The sequence below is a fragment of the Bacillus sp. 166amftsu genome (genome assembly GCF_900107445.1).
Taxonomy (GTDB): domain Bacteria; phylum Bacillota; class Bacilli; order Bacillales; family Bacillaceae_G; genus Bacillus_A; species Bacillus_A arachidis.
Genome location: NZ_FNQA01000020.1, coordinates 41,759 through 58,244 on the forward strand (window position 1 = coordinate 41,759; position 16,486 = coordinate 58,244).

The following is a 16,486-nucleotide window of genomic DNA, read 5'->3' on the forward strand; positions in this document are numbered from 1 at the left end:
TGATAAAAGAGAATAACAGAGTATCTATTTTTCATCATTTCTCATGAAAGCTTGTTTCCTCTCATACACTGTCTTAAGGGAAAGTGTAAGGAGGGAAAATAATGAGAGCTAGTGATGATAAAGCACTACAATATGCAATTGCCGAAATTACTGAAATTGCAACTGGGTTTGGACTGGATTTTTATCCGATGCGCTATGAAGTATGTCCAGCAGAAATTATTTATACATTTGGTGCATATGGAATGCCGACTCGGTTTTCACATTGGAGTTTTGGAAAACAGTTCTTCAAAATGAAGCTGCATTACGATTTGGGACTTAGTAAAATATATGAACTTGTCATCAACTCTGACCCATGTTATGCATTTTTACTTGATACCAATTCATTGATTCAAAATAAATTGATTGTAGCACACGTATTAGCACACTGTGATTTCTTTAAAAATAATATTCGTTTCTCAAACACGAAGCGTGATATGGTTGAAAGCATGGCAGCGACAGCAGAACGAGTTAAAGCGTATGAACATAAATATGGAAAAGCAGAAGTAGAAGAATTTTTAGATGCTGTTTTGGCTATTCAAGAACATATTGATCCATCGCTTATGCGGCCGAAGCTTGCTTGGAGTATTGATGATTTAGAAGAGGAAGAAGAAAAGAAACGAGTATCTCAGTACGATGACTTGTGGGATTTAGATGATAGAAATAAAAAAAGAGAACGTTCGAATATACGGAAGAAAAAGAAAATCCCGCCGCAACCAGAGAAAGATCTACTTCTATTTATTGAGCAATATAGTAGAGAACTAGATGAGTGGCAACGCGATATTTTAACGATGATGCGAGAAGAAATGTTATATTTCTGGCCGCAATTAGAAACGAAAATCATGAACGAAGGCTGGGCTTCGTACTGGCATCAACGCATCCTTCGTGAAATGGACTTAACATCCGATGAAGCAATCGAATTTGCGAAGTTAAATGCAGGAGTCGTTCAGCCGTCCAAAACAAGTATTAATCCATATTACCTCGGTATAAAGGTGTTTGAAGATATTGAAGAACGTTATAATAACCCAACTGAAGAGATGAAAAGGCGCGGTGTGAAGCCAGGATCGGGCCGTGACAAAATCTTTGAAGTGCGAGAAATTGAATGGGACGTATCGTTCCTTAGAAACTATTTAAATAAAGAGCTTGTAATGAGAGAAGATATGTACTTATTTCAGCGCCAAGGAAAAGAATATAAAATAATTGATAAAGAGTGGGAACACGTTCGTGATCAGCTCGTTAATATGAGGACAAATGGTGGATTCCCATATTTAGTGGTGGAAGATGGAGATTATTTAAAGAACGGTGAATTGTACATTAAACATTGTTATGAAGGAATTGAGCTTGATTTAAAATATTTAGAGAAAGTATTACCATACATTCATCAGTTATGGGGAAGGACGGTGCATATGGAATCTAATGTAGAGAATAAAGGTGTTGTCTTTTCCTATGATGGGAAGATGGTGCATCGGAAGTATGTGTGAAGTTACTGTTTAACAGTAGCTTCTTTTTTTATGGATATGATTTACAAATAAAAAAGGGAAGAAGATATAATCCTTTGTTTAATAAGAATAGTTAAATGTTAAAGGATGTATAGAAAAAGAGAAAAGCAGTAGGATTTTATTATGAAGGGGCGGAAGGTAGTAAGGGGAAAATAGTTGGTGAGATTAGAATTTGAAAATGAACAAGAATCAAAAAATAGTGAATTAATTTCTTTGTTTCTTGGAAGTGATGTACAACCGTCTATCGGCTCTGTTAAGGATACAATTAGAGAATTGGATTCTGTGTTTAATGGAAAAAAAGAAAAATTTGAATGTAGTTATAATGGGAGTTGCATTGAAGCGTATAAACATCAGGAAATAATTGAAGAATTATTTCCTGATGATGATAATCCTTTAACGTGTCAAATTGAAACCATTGAATTAAGAAAATTAATATTAACGTGGTATCGAGCTGTTGTAATATATCAAAATAAACAAGGAGTAATAGAAGAGAAAGAAGAAGTATTAGATTGGATAGAAGAAAAACAAAAAATTGGTGAAGGGCTAGAAAAGAATTTGAAAAGATAAATTACTTAAACAGAAACGGAACAGAATAGAGATAGAAATGCAAAGTGAAAAATGGGAAAAGAAATCATGCGATTAAAATACCAATATCATTTTACTAAGTTGGAACGATTTAATGATGTAAAGATTGAGTTAGAAGAAAATAAAACATTAAATAATCCATATTTAATAACGATTTTTTTTAGTAGTGATATTTAAAGAGCGTATTCATCTGTAAAAGAAGCGATTGAAGAATTCGATAAGGTTTTAAGTGGAGTAGAAGAAAAATTTGAATGTAGTTATAATGCAACGGACATTGAGATGCATCGATATAAAACAGTAATAGAAGAGCTGTACCCTGATGATGAAGATTATCCATTACAGTGTGAAATTGAAACAATAGAATTAAGAAAATTACTCTTAGTATGGTTTGAAGAGTTGACACAGTATAGATATACACGAGGGGAAATTAAAAAAGAACAAAAAGAAATAATATTAAACTGGATTGAAGAGCAACAAAAGATCGGTGATAAGTTAGAAGAGAATTTGAAAAGATAAATAAAATTAATAGTACCTTAGCAATACAAAGGTTAGACTACGTTCTGGCATCAACGCATACTTGGTGAAATGAATGTAACGTCTGCTGAAGCAATTGAATTTGCCAAGTTGAAAGCAAGCGTAGTATGTTCTCATGATAGAAATATGTGTAAAGTCGCTGGAATAAATCAGCGGCTTTTTTCATACCAAGTATGTTTCAATTTAGTGAACAAGTATAAAGTTCGAGCTTTATATATTGTCATTATATTTTTTTACGGTTATTATATACCTATACGGGTATATGTAATTTTAATTTTGTATATATCTGTAGCAGTAAGAAAAAATAGTTGTGGAGGTTAGGGAAATATGAGTAAAAAAATCGTCGTAGTCGGTGGAGTTGCCGGCGGAGCATCAGTAGCAGCGCGTCTTCGTCGTTTAAGTGAAGAGGATGAAATTATTATGTTTGAGCGAGGCGAATATATTTCGTTTGCGAACTGCGGATTGCCGTATTACATTGGCGGTGTGATTCAAGAGAGACAGAAGTTGTTAGTGCAAACAGTTGAGAAGATGTCAAAGCGATTTCATTTAGATATACGTGTATTAAGTGAAGTGATAAAAATTAATAAAGAAGAAAAAACAATTATTGTGAAAAATGTAATGACAAATGAAACATACGAAGAATCTTATGATGTTTTAATTCTTTCACCAGGATCTAAGCCAATTGTGCCACCTATTTCAGGAATTGAAACCGCAAAGGCGTTGTTTACATTACGGAATGTACCAGATACAGATCGCATTAAAGGGTATATTGATGAGGAGAAACCACGCCATGCGACTGTTATTGGTGGAGGATTTATTGGGGTTGAAATGGCAGAAAACTTGAGAGAAAAAGGAATAGATGTGACGCTTGTTGAGATGAATAATCAAGTAATGCCACCAATCGATTATGAAATGGCAGCATATGTACATGAACACATGGAGAAGCATGGCGTTCAGCTCATTTTGAAAGATGGAGTAGAGGCTTTTGAAGAAGATGGTAAAGTTGTTCGTTTAAAAAGTGGTTCAAAAATCAATACAGATATGATTATTCTTTCTATCGGTGTTCAGCCAGAGAGTAGTTTGGCAAAAGAAGCAGGATTAGCACTTGGAGTAAGAGGAACAATTAAAGTAAATGAAAAACTACAAACTTCGGATTCGTCTATTTATGCGATTGGTGATGCGATTGAGGTAAAAGATTTTGTAACGGAAACAGAAACAATGATTCCGTTAGCATGGCCAGCAAATCGACAAGGTCGTCTATTAGCGGATATCATTCATGGGCATACAGAATCGGTATACAAAGGAACGATGGGAACATCAATTGCAAAAGTATTTGAATTGACAGTTGCTTCAACAGGAGTAAATGAAAAGGTATTGCAGCATTTGAATATACCCTATGAGGTAGCACATGTACAGGCAAATTCTCATGCGGGTTATTATCCGAATGCATATCCTATTTTATTAAAATTAATTTTTAATAAAGAGTCAGGCGAAATTTATGGTGCACAAGCTGTTGGACGTGACGGTGTAGATAAACGAATTGATGTCATTGCAACGGCAATGAAAGCGAAGCTAAAGGTAATGGATTTACCAGATTTAGAATTAGCATACGCACCGCCGTATTCTTCTGCAAAAGATCCAGTAAACATGGTGGGGTATGCTGCAAGTAATATAATCGAAGGGCTTGTAGATACTGTGCAATGGCATGAGATTGACCATATTGTCCAAAACGGTGGATATTTGATTGACGTTCGTGAACCAAATGAGTTGAAACAAGGAATGATTAAGGGATCGGTTAATATTCCATTAGACGAATTGCGTGAAAGATTGGATGAAATTCCAGTAAATGAAGAAATATATATTACATGTCAGCTCGGTATGAGGGGCTATGTTGCTGCACGTATGTTAATGGAAAAAGGATATAAGGTGAAAAATGTAGATGGTGGTTTTAAATTGTATGCAACTGCTTTGCCAGACCAGATTGTCTATAAAGAGGTTTAAAGTAAATCCCTATTCATTATGATAAAGCTAACTAAAATAGTGCTTTACAAAATACCCTTAAGGGTATAAGATGGTTTGTAAATGCAAATCAAAATCTTACTACAGTAAGTATTTCTTTCAATAAAGCATATTTTAGAAAGTATTGAGGTGATCGGGCATTGGAATATAATCAAGATATTAAAAATAGGCTGAAGCGAATTGAAGGACAAATTCGTGGTGTTCTTCGAATGATTGAGGAAGAGAAGGATTGTAAAGAGGTAATTACACAATTAACAGCGTCACGTTCTGCTATGGATCGCGCAATCGGATTAATTGTCGGGACAAACTTGGAGAAATGTTTGCGAGACCAATTTGAAAAAGGCGATACATCAAATGAAGATTTGATTAAAGAGGCTGTACAATTACTTGTGAAAAGTAGATAATCTGTCAAACGAATGTGTTGACAGATTTTTAAAACACCACTTCATACCCCTATAGGTATATAAGATGTTAAATTTTTTTAAACGGAAATATACCATAGGGGGTAAGGTAGCGATTGACTTATCATTACAAACAATAGATGTGCTGAGAAAGTTATATTCATGTAGATGTTCGTAGTAAAGCAAATGATATGGATTGAAAAATAGAAGAAAAAGATGGAGGTATAGAATATGAATGCAAAACAAGTATTAGATGTGAAAGGCTTAGCATGCCCAATGCCAATCGTAAAAACAAAAAAAACTATGGAAGCTTTACAGTCTGGAGAAGTGCTAGAGATTCACTTAACAGATAAAGGCGCGATAAAGGATATTCCAGCGTGGTCAAAAACAGGTGGGCATGAAGTACTAGATCATACGGAAGAAAACGGTGTACTAAAATTCTGGATTAAAAAAGCGTAAAAATGACTGTTCTACGGATACGAATCGTATAGAGAAAGATTAGAGGAGAGTGTGTATGGGGGCAAATACAGTATTCAATATCATTTTAACTATACTTGTTGCTTCGTTTATCATTTCTCGCTTTTTACCGGTTAAGGGTGTTAAAAATATAAGTGGGAAAGAGCTAAGAGGTTTACTTCATAAAAAGAACAAACAATTGATTGATGTTCGCACACAAGGTGAATTTAGGGGGAATCACATTCAAGGATTCCAAAATATCCCCTTAAATGAGTTTGCACAAAAAGCGAGTCATTTAGATAAAAACAAAGAAGTAATTGTTATTTGTCAAAGTGGAATGAGAAGTAAACAAGCAGCAAAAATGCTAAAAAAATTAGGCTTTCAACATATTACGAATGTCTCAGGTGGTATGAATGCTTGGAATTAAGGAGGAAATAAAAAATGAAAGAAATGACAGCAAAAGAATTAGAAAATAAATTGATGAACCACGAAGTATTAAATATAATCGATGTTCGTGAAGTAGAAGAGGTAAAGGAAGGGAAAATTCCAGGAACTCTTCATATTCCACTTGGTTTATTGGAATTTCGTATGCATGAATTAGATAAAAACAAAGAATATATTATGGTATGTCTCTCTGGAGGAAGAAGCTCACGGGCTGCTCAGTTTTTAGAAAGCAATGGTTTTAAGGTTATAAATATGACTGGTGGCATGTTAGAGTGGAAAGGTAAAACAGAATAATGCTGTATACAAGGCAGTGTTTTTTATAAATAAAGGGTTTCGTATATTTTTTGTAATACCCATATAGGTATATAGAGGTGGAGAGTTAACATGGAGAATAAGAAGAAAACAACGATCGTTTTGTTTAGTGGAGATTACGATAAGGCGATGGCGGCATATATTATTGCGAATGGTGCAGCGGCATATGATCAGGAAGTGACGATTTTTCATACGTTTTGGGGGCTAAATGCACTTCGGAAAGATGGACATGTGAAGGTAAAGAAAAACTTTTTGGAGAAAATGTTTGGAAAGATGATGCCTCAAGGTGCAGATAAGATGGGATTATCCAAAATGAACTTTGCGGGGATGGGTCCTAAAATGATTAAGCATGTTATGAAAAAGCATAACGCTATGCCACTTCCAGACTTAATTGATATGGCAAAAGAACAAGGTATTAAGCTTGTAGCCTGTCAAATGACAGTTGATTTATTAGGGTTAAAAGAAGAAGAGATCATGGAAGATGCCGAGTTTGCTGGTGTGGCAGCTTATTTAGCAGATGCTTCTGATGGAAATGTGAATCTATTTATTTGATAAGTAAATAGATTCCTTAAGAAAAAACGATGAACGCCATTGGAGAACTAGTGGCGTTCATTGATTAAGCCCAAATAACTTTCATTAATCTTCCATATTCATCATCTGCAGCTTTATATAATAGTCTTGTATGTTCAAATACAAGGGCAGGATTAAAGTATGGTTCTGTAAATACAAGGGAAGTCGAAATGTCGATAGAATCGCTGTTACTAATTGTGAATTTTGCGAATCGATATGCTGTATTTAGTTCGTTGATTACATGCAATAATTCACTTTTTTTAGTTGAATCATGAACTTGAGCGACATTGAAGCAATATATATCGACCGTAGGATGCTCGCTATTAAAGGCAGCAATAAGTCGAACTTTTGCGCCACTCTCTGTATCTAAGTTCACTGAAAAAAATACAGAGCCATCATTTTCATCTATGTTTTCTTCCATATATATTTCATTGGATTTTAGATAATCTTTAAAGTCTGAAACGTTATGTTTTACCGCAGCTTTCATATGTTTTACCTCCTGTTAATTGGAATATACACCTATCCTTTATTATAATTTAAAGATATGGAAATTGATAGATGAAAAGTTAGAATTTTTAAAATGTTATTGTGTATGAACAGACAGGAACCATCTGATTTGGAAAAACAAAGAATATCTCACCGATAGAAGTCACATCTTATAGCGGAATTAAAAGTATAAAAAACCCAGCTCTACCTTCATAGAGCTGGGTTTTTTATTAATTCTCATTCGATGTTGTTTCTGTATCTTCATCGTTATTGTTATTTTTTTTGGTAGTAGAATTTTGGTGATTATCGCTATCGTTATTTGTATCTTTTGTTTTCTCAGAGTTTGTTTTTTTCTTGTCTTCTTTATTATCAGAATCAACCTTCTTATACTCAGATAGTCCAAGATGAGTACGAAGTTGTTTTGTTAAATTGTCTAAATCTTCTTCTACGGGAACATAATAATACGTACCACCGTCACTTGCGCGACCACATTCTTTATCACCAGCTGACATATAACAATCTTTACCATTAATCTGTAAATTTTCAATTGAAGAATCTACACCGTATTTATAGAATGATAACATATCATCAAATGTTAAGTTTGTAACAAATTGTCCATCAATGTGATCAATAATATCGCCTACTTTTGTTACAGAATCAACGCTTGCTAGCTTTTTCAGAATGGCTTCAATAACAAGCTGTTGGCGTTGACCACGCATTGCATCACTATCAATATGACGTGTTCTTGCAAGAGCAAGAGCTTCTTCACCGTTTAATTTTTGAACGCCTTTTTTCAAGTGGATTGCACCTGCGTTATCGTTACTATCTTGTTCAGTAAATTCAACAGGAACATCTACTTCAATACCACCTAAATCATCCACAATTTTTATAAATGATTTAAAGTTGAATTTTACAAAGTAATCAACAGGAACATTGAGTAATTTTTCTACTGCATCAATACTAGCCTGCGGGCCACCATTTTTCCCGTTTTTAGCAGAACCATATGCATGTGCATGTGTAATTTTATCCATTTTCTTTTCTATTGGGATATAAGTATATGTGTCTCGTGGAATACTCAAAAGTTTTACAGTTTTACTATCTTTATTAAAAGTTGCAAGTAACATTGCATCTGTTCTGATAGCAGCACCGTATTCTTTGCCACGTGTATCGCTTTCATCAACGCCCATGATTAATACAGATACATTATTAGAAATAGGTTTCACTGCTTTATCACGTAAATCTGATTTATCCCCCCGTGCTAAACCGTGAGCAGCATTTCGAACAGCAGAGGATGCTTTATTTACTAAAAACCAAGTATAACTGCCTCCTATTATTAAAAATACTAAAAGAGCACTTATAACGATTTTTGTTTTTTTCCTTCCTTTTTTCGTATTATTTCGTATATTTTTTTGCCAAGATGGGATTTGATCCATTTCATATACTCCTTCATTTGGATTAAAATACGACACTCATATCACCTAATTATAATGAAATTTGGTGGAAAAGAACATTACAAATCATTTACATTTCACAAAAATTCGGTTTATTTTGCGAAAAGTCAGATTTTTTTGGGGGTTACGAACCAAATTTTAGGAGAATAAGCAATAGAGAAGTAAGATTTGTTGAAAGGTTTTGTTGCAAAGTTTGAAAAAAGTATAAACAGGTTGATAAATGAAGAGAAATGTTTAGAAAGAGGCTAGTAATTGTTGAAGTTGATTGTACGTCGAAAAGGCGGAGTCTATTTGAAGATTTCGCCTTTCTTTCTCTACAGCTAGCTATTTATAAGAGCACATCTTATTTAAGCCTTTATTTGGATATGTAATTTTGCATATCTAAATAAGGGGGATTAATATGCAGAGTGTGATTAAATTATATTAAACAATAATTAAATGTTGTTTGAAAATTAAAATGGTTATTTTTCAATGGGATATATCAAGTTGTAACTATTGTAATTACTTAAATAATACTGAAAAATAATTTTATAAGTATAATATTTCCACTCGCATTAATATTCAACAACTAAATTATTGAATATAGTCGACAAAATTCTACTATTTACGCATTAAAAATTTAATGTTTTAATAAAGGTGTAATTGGTATGACCACTAAGGAGAGGAGAGGGTTGTACTAATAAAAGTGCAATAAAGTTTCAAGTAACACTATGCTAAAAATAATTTTTTGAATACTCAGTTTATTAGGTTTGGTAATAATTTAGAATCAAAAAAGTGTCGCATTTGTAAAAATGGAATTTTAAGTCTCTACAAAGCAAAAATAATCTTATTTTATTCCGAGGTGAAAGTATAAGCAATGTACAGTATAATTTCATCTTTTGTAATCTTGTAGGGCTCTTGTCGACAAAACTGGGAGAGATATTATGAAATTATTATCAAAAAAGTCATGGCAGGATTAGCTGTAGGAGCAATGGGTTTATCTATCTGGGCTTCTGTAAGTCAAACAGCAACTCCAGAGAAAAATAAATATTATACTATTCATTTGGCAGCTACTTCAAATTAGGTGATGAAATTTTATTGTTTACTTGTGAAAAACATAGTATTTAAATGAGGGGAAGTAAGGTCCTTACATTCTATGAGAAACGAGAGTTTAGCACTCTATCCAAAAGAATTCTCTTTCCTCAAGCATGTGCAAGAAGAGAGCCTAGCGCTAGGGCGTTCAAGATGTATGAATAAAATTGTAAAAGACAATAGTAAAGAGGTGTACTGAATGAAACATAAAATACTTACAGGGTTTTTAATAACATCCATTGTTACTGGAGTGAATATTCCTATTAATACTCTCGCAACACCAATCGTTCAAGCAGAAACGCAACAGGAAAACATGGATATTTCCTCATCATTACGAAAATTAGGTGCACAATCTAAATTAATTCAAACATATATAGATAAAGCTTTAATGAGCCCTAATGTACAACTAGAGGAAGTTCCATCTTTAAATACGAACCAATCCCTAATCAAACAAGATATGAACGAATGGTCATCGGAACTTTATCCAAAATTAATTCTATTAAATTCAAAAAGTAAAGGATTTGTAACGCAATTTAATAGCTATTACCCAGCATTAAAACAGTTTGTAGACAATAAAGAAGATAAAGAAGGGTTCTTGGATAGACTTGAAGTTCTCCAAGATAAAGCTACGACAAACCAAGAAAACGTACAACGTCAGATTAATGAATTAACAGATCTTAAATTACAGCTTGATACAAAGCTTAAAGATCTCGATACTGACGTGACAAAAGCACAGGGTGTACTAAGTTCAGAGGGAACAGGGAAAATAGACCAGCTAAAAAATGAATTACTAAATACCCAAAAATCAATTCAAGATGATTTACAACAGATAGCATTATTACCAGGAGCTTTAAATGAACAAGGACTTAAGATATTCCAAGAGATCTATAGTCTTGCAAAAGATATTATTGAACCGGCTGCTCAAACGGCGGTGGCAGCGTATAACAAAGGAAAAGAAATTAACAACTCTATTTTAGAAGCAGAGAAAAAAGCAGAGCAAGAAGCGAAAGAACAGGGTAAATCTGCTCTAGAGATTGAATCGGCTAAAAAAGCAGCTCGTGAAGCAATTGAAAAAAGCAAACAAGGTGAAATAGCAGCAGCAGCAGCTGCACAAACGAAAGAGTATGACCTTACGAAAGTTATTGACCCTGAAAAAATTAAGAGCACATATAGTGCCTTCGCTGAAGTAAATAAACTAACAGCCGAGCAGCGAGCACATTTAGATGATTTAGAGACACAAAACCAAAAATTTTATGATTTAACAAAGAACCTAACAGTAGCGGATTTACAAAAATCAATGCTTCTTATTATGCAAAATGATTTACATACATTTGCAAATCAAGTGGATGTAGAACTTGACCTACTAAAACGCTATAAAGAAGATTTGAATCTAATCAAAAATAGTATTACAAAATTATCTACTAATGTTGATACAACTGATCAACAGTCTCAAAAAGATACATTAAGACAATTAAAAAATGTAACAAGTTACCTTGAAGAGCAAGCTAATAAGTTTTAATATTATGAATTCAATGAAAATAATTTAAAGATTATAAGAATCTATCAAAAAACTGAGAAGGAGAATAGTTATGAAAAAACTTCCATTTAAAGTGTTAGCTGTAGCCACTCTAGCAACACTTATAACTACTACTAACGGTAACACTATTCATGTACTTGCACAAGAACAGACCGCTCAAGAACAAAAAGTAGGGAATTATGAATTAGGACCTGAAGGGCTGAAGAAAGCATTAGCTGAAACAGGATCTCATATTCTTGTAATGGATTTGTACGCAAAAACAATGATTAAACAACCAAATATAAATTTATCCAATATTGATTTGGGTTCAGAAGGAGCAGAATTAATTAAAAATATTCACCTTAATCAGGAACTGTCACGAATCAATGCAAATTATTGGTTAGATACAGCGAAGCCGAAGATTCAAAAAACAGCACGTAATATTGTAAATTACGATGAACAATTTAAAAATTATTACGATATATTGGAAGCTGCTGTACAAAAGAAAGATAAAGCAGAGTTAAAAGAGGGTTTGAATGATTTAATCACTACAATTAATACAAATTCAAAAGAAGTTACAGAAGTAATTAAGATGTTACAAGACTTCAAAACAAAACTGTATGACAATTCTACAGGGTTTAAAAATAATGTTGGTGGCCCAGATGGACAAGGTGGATTAACGGCACTATTAGCTGGAAATAATGCCCTGATTCCACAACTTCAAGCTGAAATTGAGAAGCTACGTTCTACTCAGACAGAGCATTTTAACAATGTATTAGCATGGTCAATTGGTGGTGGATTGGGAGCATTCATTTTAGTTGCTGCAGCCATCGCAGGAGGAGTAGTAATTGTTGTGACTGGCGGTACAGCAACACCAGCTGTTGTTGGTGGCCTTGCAGCTCTCGGTGCAGCTGGTATCGGTTTAGGAACAGCATCTGGTGTCACGGCGTCTAATCATATGAACTCCTATAACGAAATTTCTAAAAAAATCGGTGAACTAAGTACGAAAGCCGATCTTGCTGGCCAAGCAGTTATTTCGCTTACTAACGCGAAAGCAACTTTGACAGATTTATATCAAACAGTGGATCAAGCGATAATGTCTCTAACAAATATCCAACAACAATGGAATAAAATGGGGGCTAATTATACAGATTTACATGATAATATCGACTCTATGCAAGAACATAAATTCTCTTTAATACTTGATGATTTAAAAGCTGCTAAACAAAGTTGGAGTGATATTCATAAAGATGCAGAATTCATTTCGAAAGACATCGCTTTTACACAAGAAGCAAAGAATTAAAAATCAAAACCTATATAGGAGGAATATGAAATGATGAAAAAAATCCCTTACAAATTAATCGTTGCATCGGCGCTTTTAACTATGACAACAACTTCTGTAGTCTCACCAGTAGCAACTTATGCAAGTGAAATTGAACAAACGAACAATGGAGATACGTCTCTTTCAGCAAATGAAGTGAAGATGAAAGAAACCTTGCAAAAGGCTGGGTTATTTGCAAAATCTATGAATGCCTATTCTTATATGTTAATTAAGAATCCAGATGTGAACTTTGAAGGAATTACGATTAATGGGTATGAAGATTTACCTAGTAAAATTGTGCAAGATCAAAAGAATGCAAGAGCACATGCTGTTACATGGGATACGCAAGTAAAAAAACAGCTTTTAGATACATTGACAGGCATTGTTGAATACGATACAACATTTGATAATTATTACGACACAATAGTAGAGGCGATTAATACAGGGGATGGAGATACTTTAAAAGAAGGGATTACAGATTTACGAGGTGAAATTCAACAAAACCAAAAGGGTGCACAAAATTTAATAGCAGAATTAACTAAGTTAAGAGACGCTATTGGAGAAGATGTTAGAGCATTTGGAAGCCATAAAGAGACTTTACAATCGATTTTAAAAAACCAAGGTGCTGATGTTGAGGCTGATGAAAAGCGCTTAAATGAAGTTTTAGGCTCAGTAAACTATTATAAAAAATTAGAGTCTGATGGATTTAATGTAATGAAAGGTGCCATTTTAGGCCTACCGATAATTGGTGGTATCATAGTCGGTGTAGCAAGAGATAATTTAGGCAAATTAGAGCCTTTATTAGCTGAATTACGTAAGACTGTAGATAATAAAACAACATTAAATCGTGTAGTTGGAGTTGCGCATAATAATATTAATGAGATGCATAGTGCGCTTGATGATGCTATTAATGCTCTTACTTATATGTCCACGCAATGGCATGATTTAGATTCTCAATATTCGGGAGTACTGGGACATATTGAGACTGCATCTCAAAAAGCGGATCAAAATAAATTTAAATTCTTAAAACCTAACTTGAATGCTGCTAAAGACAGTTGGAAAACATTAAGAACGGATGCTGTCACATTAAAAGAAGGGATTAAAGAATTAAAAGTAGAACCTGTTACTCCGCAACAATAGGGAAAGATCGGCTCTATTATAAAATCGCCTAAAAAAACATAGAAAATCTAGGGATAAATCGTTAAATAGTAATTTAACAATTTGTAATACACCGAAAAGGCGGAGTCTGATTAAGGGCTTCGCCTTTCACTATAAATTCTCTTTGAATGATATTCATAAAGATGCAGAACTCATTTTATTTTTAAAGAGGAATAGAACCTATAATCAAAACCTACATAGGGGGAATATGAAATGATAAAAAAAATTCCTTACAAAATACTCGCTGTATCGACGTTTTTAACTATTACAACAACTTATGCAGTTACACCAGTAGCAACTTTTGCAAGTGAAATTGAACAAACGAACAATGGAGATATATCTCTTTCAGCAAATGAAGAGCAGATGAAAAAAGCTTTGCAAGATGCTGGGTTATTTGCAAAATCTATGAATGAATATTCTTATTTGTTAATTAATAATCCAGATGTGAGTTTTGAAGGAATTACTATTAATGGGTATGCAGATTTACCTATTAAAATTGCACAAGATCAAAAGAACGCTAGAGAACATGCTGTTACATGGAATACGCAAGTAAAAAAACAGCTTTTAGATACATTAACAGGCATTATTGAATACGATACAACATTTGAAAATTATTATGGAACATTAGTAGAAGCGATTAATACAGGGAATGGAGATACTTTAAAAAAAGGGATTACAGATTTATGGGGGGGAATTCAACAAAACCAAAAGTCTGCAAAAGCATTAATAGAAGAATTAACTAAATTAAAAGACGCTATTGGAGAAGATGTTAGAGCATTTGGAAGCCATAAAGAGACTTTACAATCGATTTTAAAAAACCAAGGTGCTGATGTGGAGACTGACCAAAAGCGTTTAGATGAAGTTTTAGCGGATATAAACTATCAGAAAGGCATAGAATCTAAAGGATTGACAATGGTGAAAATCCCCTTTTTCCCCACGATGATTGCTGGTGGTATAATGATAGGTGATGCAAGAAGTAAGTTATCAAGTTTAGAGCCTTTATTATCACAATTACGTCAGACTGTAGATTATAAAATAACATTAAATCGTGTAGTTGGAGTTGCGTTTCATAATATTAGTGATATGCATAGTGCAATTGATAAAGCCATTACTTCTCTTACTTATATGTCCGCGCAATGGCATGATTTAGATTCTAAATATTCAGGAGTGCTGGAACATATTGATAAGGCATCTGAAAAAGCGGATCAAAATAAATTTAAATTCTTGAAACCTAACTTGGATGCAGCTAAAGAGAGCTGGAAAACATTAAAAACAGATGTTGTCACATTACAAGAAGGAATGAAAATTGCAGAGAAAAAAGAACAGGATCTTATGAATCAGCTTCGTCCATCAAACGTTTTCTACTTTTATAAAAAAATTCATAACGCATACACATTTGAAATAAAGACTGGAACAAATGCACCAAATGCGTCTTATAAAGTTATGAATTTAACTAAAAATACTGTTCATAATATGTGGAGTGGAGGACCAAATACAAACATGTGGGCTGACTGGCTTTCATTCAATCCAAAAGATGAATTTGCGGTGGTAGCAGTAGTGGATGGGAAAGAATACGTTGTATATAAAGACAAAGTAGAAAATATAATGAACTGAACCCGAAAAGGGTTCAGTTGCAAAGTTTGAAAAAAGTATAAACAGGTTGATAAATGAAGAGAAATGTTTAGAAAGAGGCTAGTAATTGTTGAAGTTCATTGTACGTCGAAAAGGCGGAATGGGAAGTGTCGCAGTTAGCATTTTAGCGCAGTTAGCATTTTAGCGCACTTAGGATATGAGATAGTAGCTGCGACTGAAAAAATGGAAGAGAAAGAAATGTTGCTTCATTTAGGTGCGAAAGAAATTATTCATCGAGATGAAATAAATGATCAATCTGGAAAACTGATGTTTAAAGGAATTTATGCGGGTGTAATTGACACAGTTGGCAGAAATACATTAGCAACCACTTTCAATACGGAGGAAGTGTAACGACGTGTGGTAACGTTGCAGGACATGAATTTAAAACTTCCGTATATCCATTTATCCTGCGTGGCATTCATTTGCTCGGAGTAGATTCTGTACAATGTCCAATGATATTAAGAAAGCAGATTTGCTCAATATTAGGAGATGAGTGGAAAAATCTAAACTTATTACCTTATACGACAGAATGCACATTAGAAGAAGTAAATGATAAATTTGACCTTATACTGCAAGGGAAATTAAAGGGAAGAACAATTGTGAAGGCGTTATAATATCGGATCTATCTAAATATATGAAAAAAGACGCCCTTATCCTGATGTGCACCCCAATTGTTAGACACACTTAACAATTGGAGGTGCACTTTTTTATGAGTAAGTTTTCTTCTAAAGAAAAACTACAAATAGTAAAACAATATTTTGATGGGGTAGATGGCGGGAAAAGAATCGCTAAATCTCTAGGGATTCATTCTAGTATAATTTATCAGTGGATTAAACAATATGAGGCCTTTGGGGAAAAAGCTTTTGAAAAGCGCTATACAACTTATTCGCTTCAGTATAAACTAGATGTGCTTAATTATATGGAGAAACAAGGGACATCTATGAGAGAAACGGCGGCAATTTTTAATATTCCATCTCATGAAATAATTCGCAGAT

Annotated in this window: 17 protein-coding genes and 1 pseudogene; 16 read left to right on the forward strand and 2 right to left on the reverse strand. The window is 33.7% G+C overall.

Annotated elements, in window-relative coordinates; translation table 11 throughout:
* Positions 1-101: 101 nt before the first annotated feature.
* The 10 genes from spoVR to BLV40_RS24110 all read left to right on the forward strand — a co-directional run bounded on the left by spoVR (position 102) and on the right by BLV40_RS24110 (position 6,838).
* Positions 102-1,517, forward strand: coding sequence for a stage V sporulation protein SpoVR (spoVR, locus tag BLV40_RS24070; protein WP_026592800.1), 1,416 nt, complete (start codon positions 102-104; stop codon positions 1,515-1,517).
* Between the two features lie 177 nt (positions 1,518-1,694).
* On the forward strand, positions 1,695-2,102 hold the full coding sequence (locus tag BLV40_RS24075) for a hypothetical protein (protein ID WP_090694576.1): 408 nt from the start codon (positions 1,695-1,697) through the stop codon (positions 2,100-2,102).
* A 66-nt stretch (positions 2,103-2,168) separates the two neighbouring features.
* On the forward strand, positions 2,169-2,297 hold the full coding sequence (locus BLV40_RS29670; protein ID WP_280138956.1) for a hypothetical protein: 129 nt from the start codon (positions 2,169-2,171) through the stop codon (positions 2,295-2,297).
* A 102-nt stretch (positions 2,298-2,399) separates the two neighbouring features.
* Positions 2,400-2,636 carry a hypothetical protein gene (locus BLV40_RS24080; protein WP_090694579.1) on the forward strand — a complete coding sequence of 79 codons (237 nt, stop codon included), beginning with the start codon at positions 2,400-2,402 and terminating at the stop codon, positions 2,634-2,636.
* Between the two features lie 345 nt (positions 2,637-2,981).
* Positions 2,982-4,655 carry a CoA-disulfide reductase gene (gene cdr / locus BLV40_RS24085; RefSeq protein ID WP_090694583.1) on the forward strand — a complete coding sequence of 558 codons (1,674 nt, stop codon included), beginning with the start codon at positions 2,982-2,984 and terminating at the stop codon, positions 4,653-4,655.
* Positions 4,656-4,813: 158 nt separating this feature from the next.
* Complete coding sequence (locus BLV40_RS24090) at positions 4,814-5,077, forward strand: metal-sensitive transcriptional regulator (RefSeq protein ID WP_026592798.1); 264 nt, start codon at positions 4,814-4,816, stop codon at positions 5,075-5,077.
* Positions 5,078-5,305: 228 nt separating this feature from the next.
* Positions 5,306-5,533, forward strand: a complete 228-nt coding sequence (locus BLV40_RS24095; protein WP_026592797.1) for a sulfurtransferase TusA family protein — start codon at positions 5,306-5,308, stop codon at positions 5,531-5,533.
* A gap of 55 nt (positions 5,534-5,588) precedes the next feature.
* Entirely contained in the window at positions 5,589-5,957 is a 369-nt protein-coding gene (locus BLV40_RS24100) for a rhodanese-like domain-containing protein (protein WP_090694587.1), read from the forward strand.
* A 14-nt stretch (positions 5,958-5,971) separates the two neighbouring features.
* On the forward strand, positions 5,972-6,268 hold the full coding sequence (locus BLV40_RS24105) for a rhodanese-like domain-containing protein (protein WP_026592795.1): 297 nt from the start codon (positions 5,972-5,974) through the stop codon (positions 6,266-6,268).
* Positions 6,269-6,358: 90 nt separating this feature from the next.
* Positions 6,359-6,838, forward strand: coding sequence for a DsrE/DsrF/DrsH-like family protein (locus tag BLV40_RS24110; RefSeq protein WP_026592794.1), 480 nt, complete (start codon positions 6,359-6,361; stop codon positions 6,836-6,838).
* A 64-nt stretch (positions 6,839-6,902) separates the two neighbouring features.
* On the opposite strand, the gene BLV40_RS24115 is transcribed toward BLV40_RS24110, so the two are convergent.
* Positions 6,903-7,343, reverse strand: coding sequence for a hypothetical protein (locus tag BLV40_RS24115; RefSeq protein ID WP_026592793.1), 441 nt, complete (start codon positions 7,341-7,343; stop codon positions 6,903-6,905).
* A gap of 229 nt (positions 7,344-7,572) precedes the next feature.
* A complete protein-coding gene (locus BLV40_RS24120) occupies positions 7,573-8,775 on the reverse strand; it encodes an LCP family protein (protein WP_026592792.1) in 1,203 nt (400 codons plus the stop codon).
* 1,288 nt (positions 8,776-10,063) lie between these two features.
* On the opposite strand from BLV40_RS24120, the gene BLV40_RS24125 reads away from it, so the two are divergent.
* The 6 genes and pseudogenes from BLV40_RS24125 to BLV40_RS24150 all read left to right on the forward strand — a co-directional run.
* Positions 10,064-11,383: a hemolysin BL lytic component L2 gene (locus tag BLV40_RS24125; protein WP_026592791.1), complete on the forward strand. Its 1,320-nt coding sequence runs from the start codon at positions 10,064-10,066 to the stop codon at positions 11,381-11,383.
* 70 nt (positions 11,384-11,453) lie between these two features.
* Positions 11,454-12,683, forward strand: coding sequence for a hemolysin BL lytic component L1 (locus BLV40_RS24130; protein WP_090694590.1), 1,230 nt, complete (start codon positions 11,454-11,456; stop codon positions 12,681-12,683).
* Between the two features lie 30 nt (positions 12,684-12,713).
* Positions 12,714-13,841, forward strand: a complete 1,128-nt coding sequence (locus BLV40_RS24135; RefSeq protein WP_090694593.1) for a hemolysin BL binding component B — start codon at positions 12,714-12,716, stop codon at positions 13,839-13,841.
* A gap of 231 nt (positions 13,842-14,072) precedes the next feature.
* The gene (locus BLV40_RS24140; protein ID WP_090694596.1) at positions 14,073-15,473 is read left to right on the forward strand and encodes a hemolysin BL regulatory component HblB; all 1,401 of its coding nucleotides are present in this window, start codon (positions 14,073-14,075) and stop codon (positions 15,471-15,473) included.
* Between the two features lie 112 nt (positions 15,474-15,585).
* Positions 15,586-16,105: pseudogene (locus BLV40_RS24145) on the forward strand (zinc-binding dehydrogenase); the annotation flags it as partial.
* Positions 16,106-16,200: 95 nt separating this feature from the next.
* Positions 16,201-16,486, forward strand: a 286-nt coding sequence (locus BLV40_RS24150) for a helix-turn-helix domain-containing protein (RefSeq protein WP_139265606.1), incomplete at its 3' end; no start/stop codon positions are given.

Excerpts from the sequence above, each read along its gene's own strand:
- BLV40_RS29670 (WP_280138956.1), top strand. The coding sequence starts at position 2,169 with ATGCGATTAAAATACCAATATCATTTTACTAAGTTGGAACGATTTAAT.
- BLV40_RS24105 (WP_026592795.1), top strand. The coding sequence starts at position 5,972 with ATGAAAGAAATGACAGCAAAAGAATTAGAAAATAAATTGATGAACCAC.
- BLV40_RS24100 (WP_090694587.1), top strand. The coding sequence starts at position 5,589 with ATGGGGGCAAATACAGTATTCAATATCATTTTAACTATACTTGTTGCT.
- BLV40_RS24110 (WP_026592794.1), top strand. The coding sequence starts at position 6,359 with ATGGAGAATAAGAAGAAAACAACGATCGTTTTGTTTAGTGGAGATTAC.
- BLV40_RS24140 (WP_090694596.1), top strand. The coding sequence starts at position 14,073 with ATGATAAAAAAAATTCCTTACAAAATACTCGCTGTATCGACGTTTTTA.
- spoVR (WP_026592800.1), top strand. The coding sequence starts at position 102 with ATGAGAGCTAGTGATGATAAAGCACTACAATATGCAATTGCCGAAATT.
- BLV40_RS24130 (WP_090694590.1), top strand. The coding sequence starts at position 11,454 with ATGAAAAAACTTCCATTTAAAGTGTTAGCTGTAGCCACTCTAGCAACA.
- BLV40_RS24080 (WP_090694579.1), top strand. The coding sequence starts at position 2,400 with ATGCATCGATATAAAACAGTAATAGAAGAGCTGTACCCTGATGATGAA.
- BLV40_RS24120 (WP_026592792.1), bottom strand. The coding sequence starts at position 8,775 with ATGGATCAAATCCCATCTTGGCAAAAAAATATACGAAATAATACGAAA.
- BLV40_RS24125 (WP_026592791.1), top strand. The coding sequence starts at position 10,064 with ATGAAACATAAAATACTTACAGGGTTTTTAATAACATCCATTGTTACT.
- BLV40_RS24135 (WP_090694593.1), top strand. The coding sequence starts at position 12,714 with ATGATGAAAAAAATCCCTTACAAATTAATCGTTGCATCGGCGCTTTTA.
- cdr (WP_090694583.1), top strand. The coding sequence starts at position 2,982 with ATGAGTAAAAAAATCGTCGTAGTCGGTGGAGTTGCCGGCGGAGCATCA.
- BLV40_RS24095 (WP_026592797.1), top strand. The coding sequence starts at position 5,306 with ATGAATGCAAAACAAGTATTAGATGTGAAAGGCTTAGCATGCCCAATG.
- BLV40_RS24115 (WP_026592793.1), bottom strand. The coding sequence starts at position 7,343 with ATGAAAGCTGCGGTAAAACATAACGTTTCAGACTTTAAAGATTATCTA.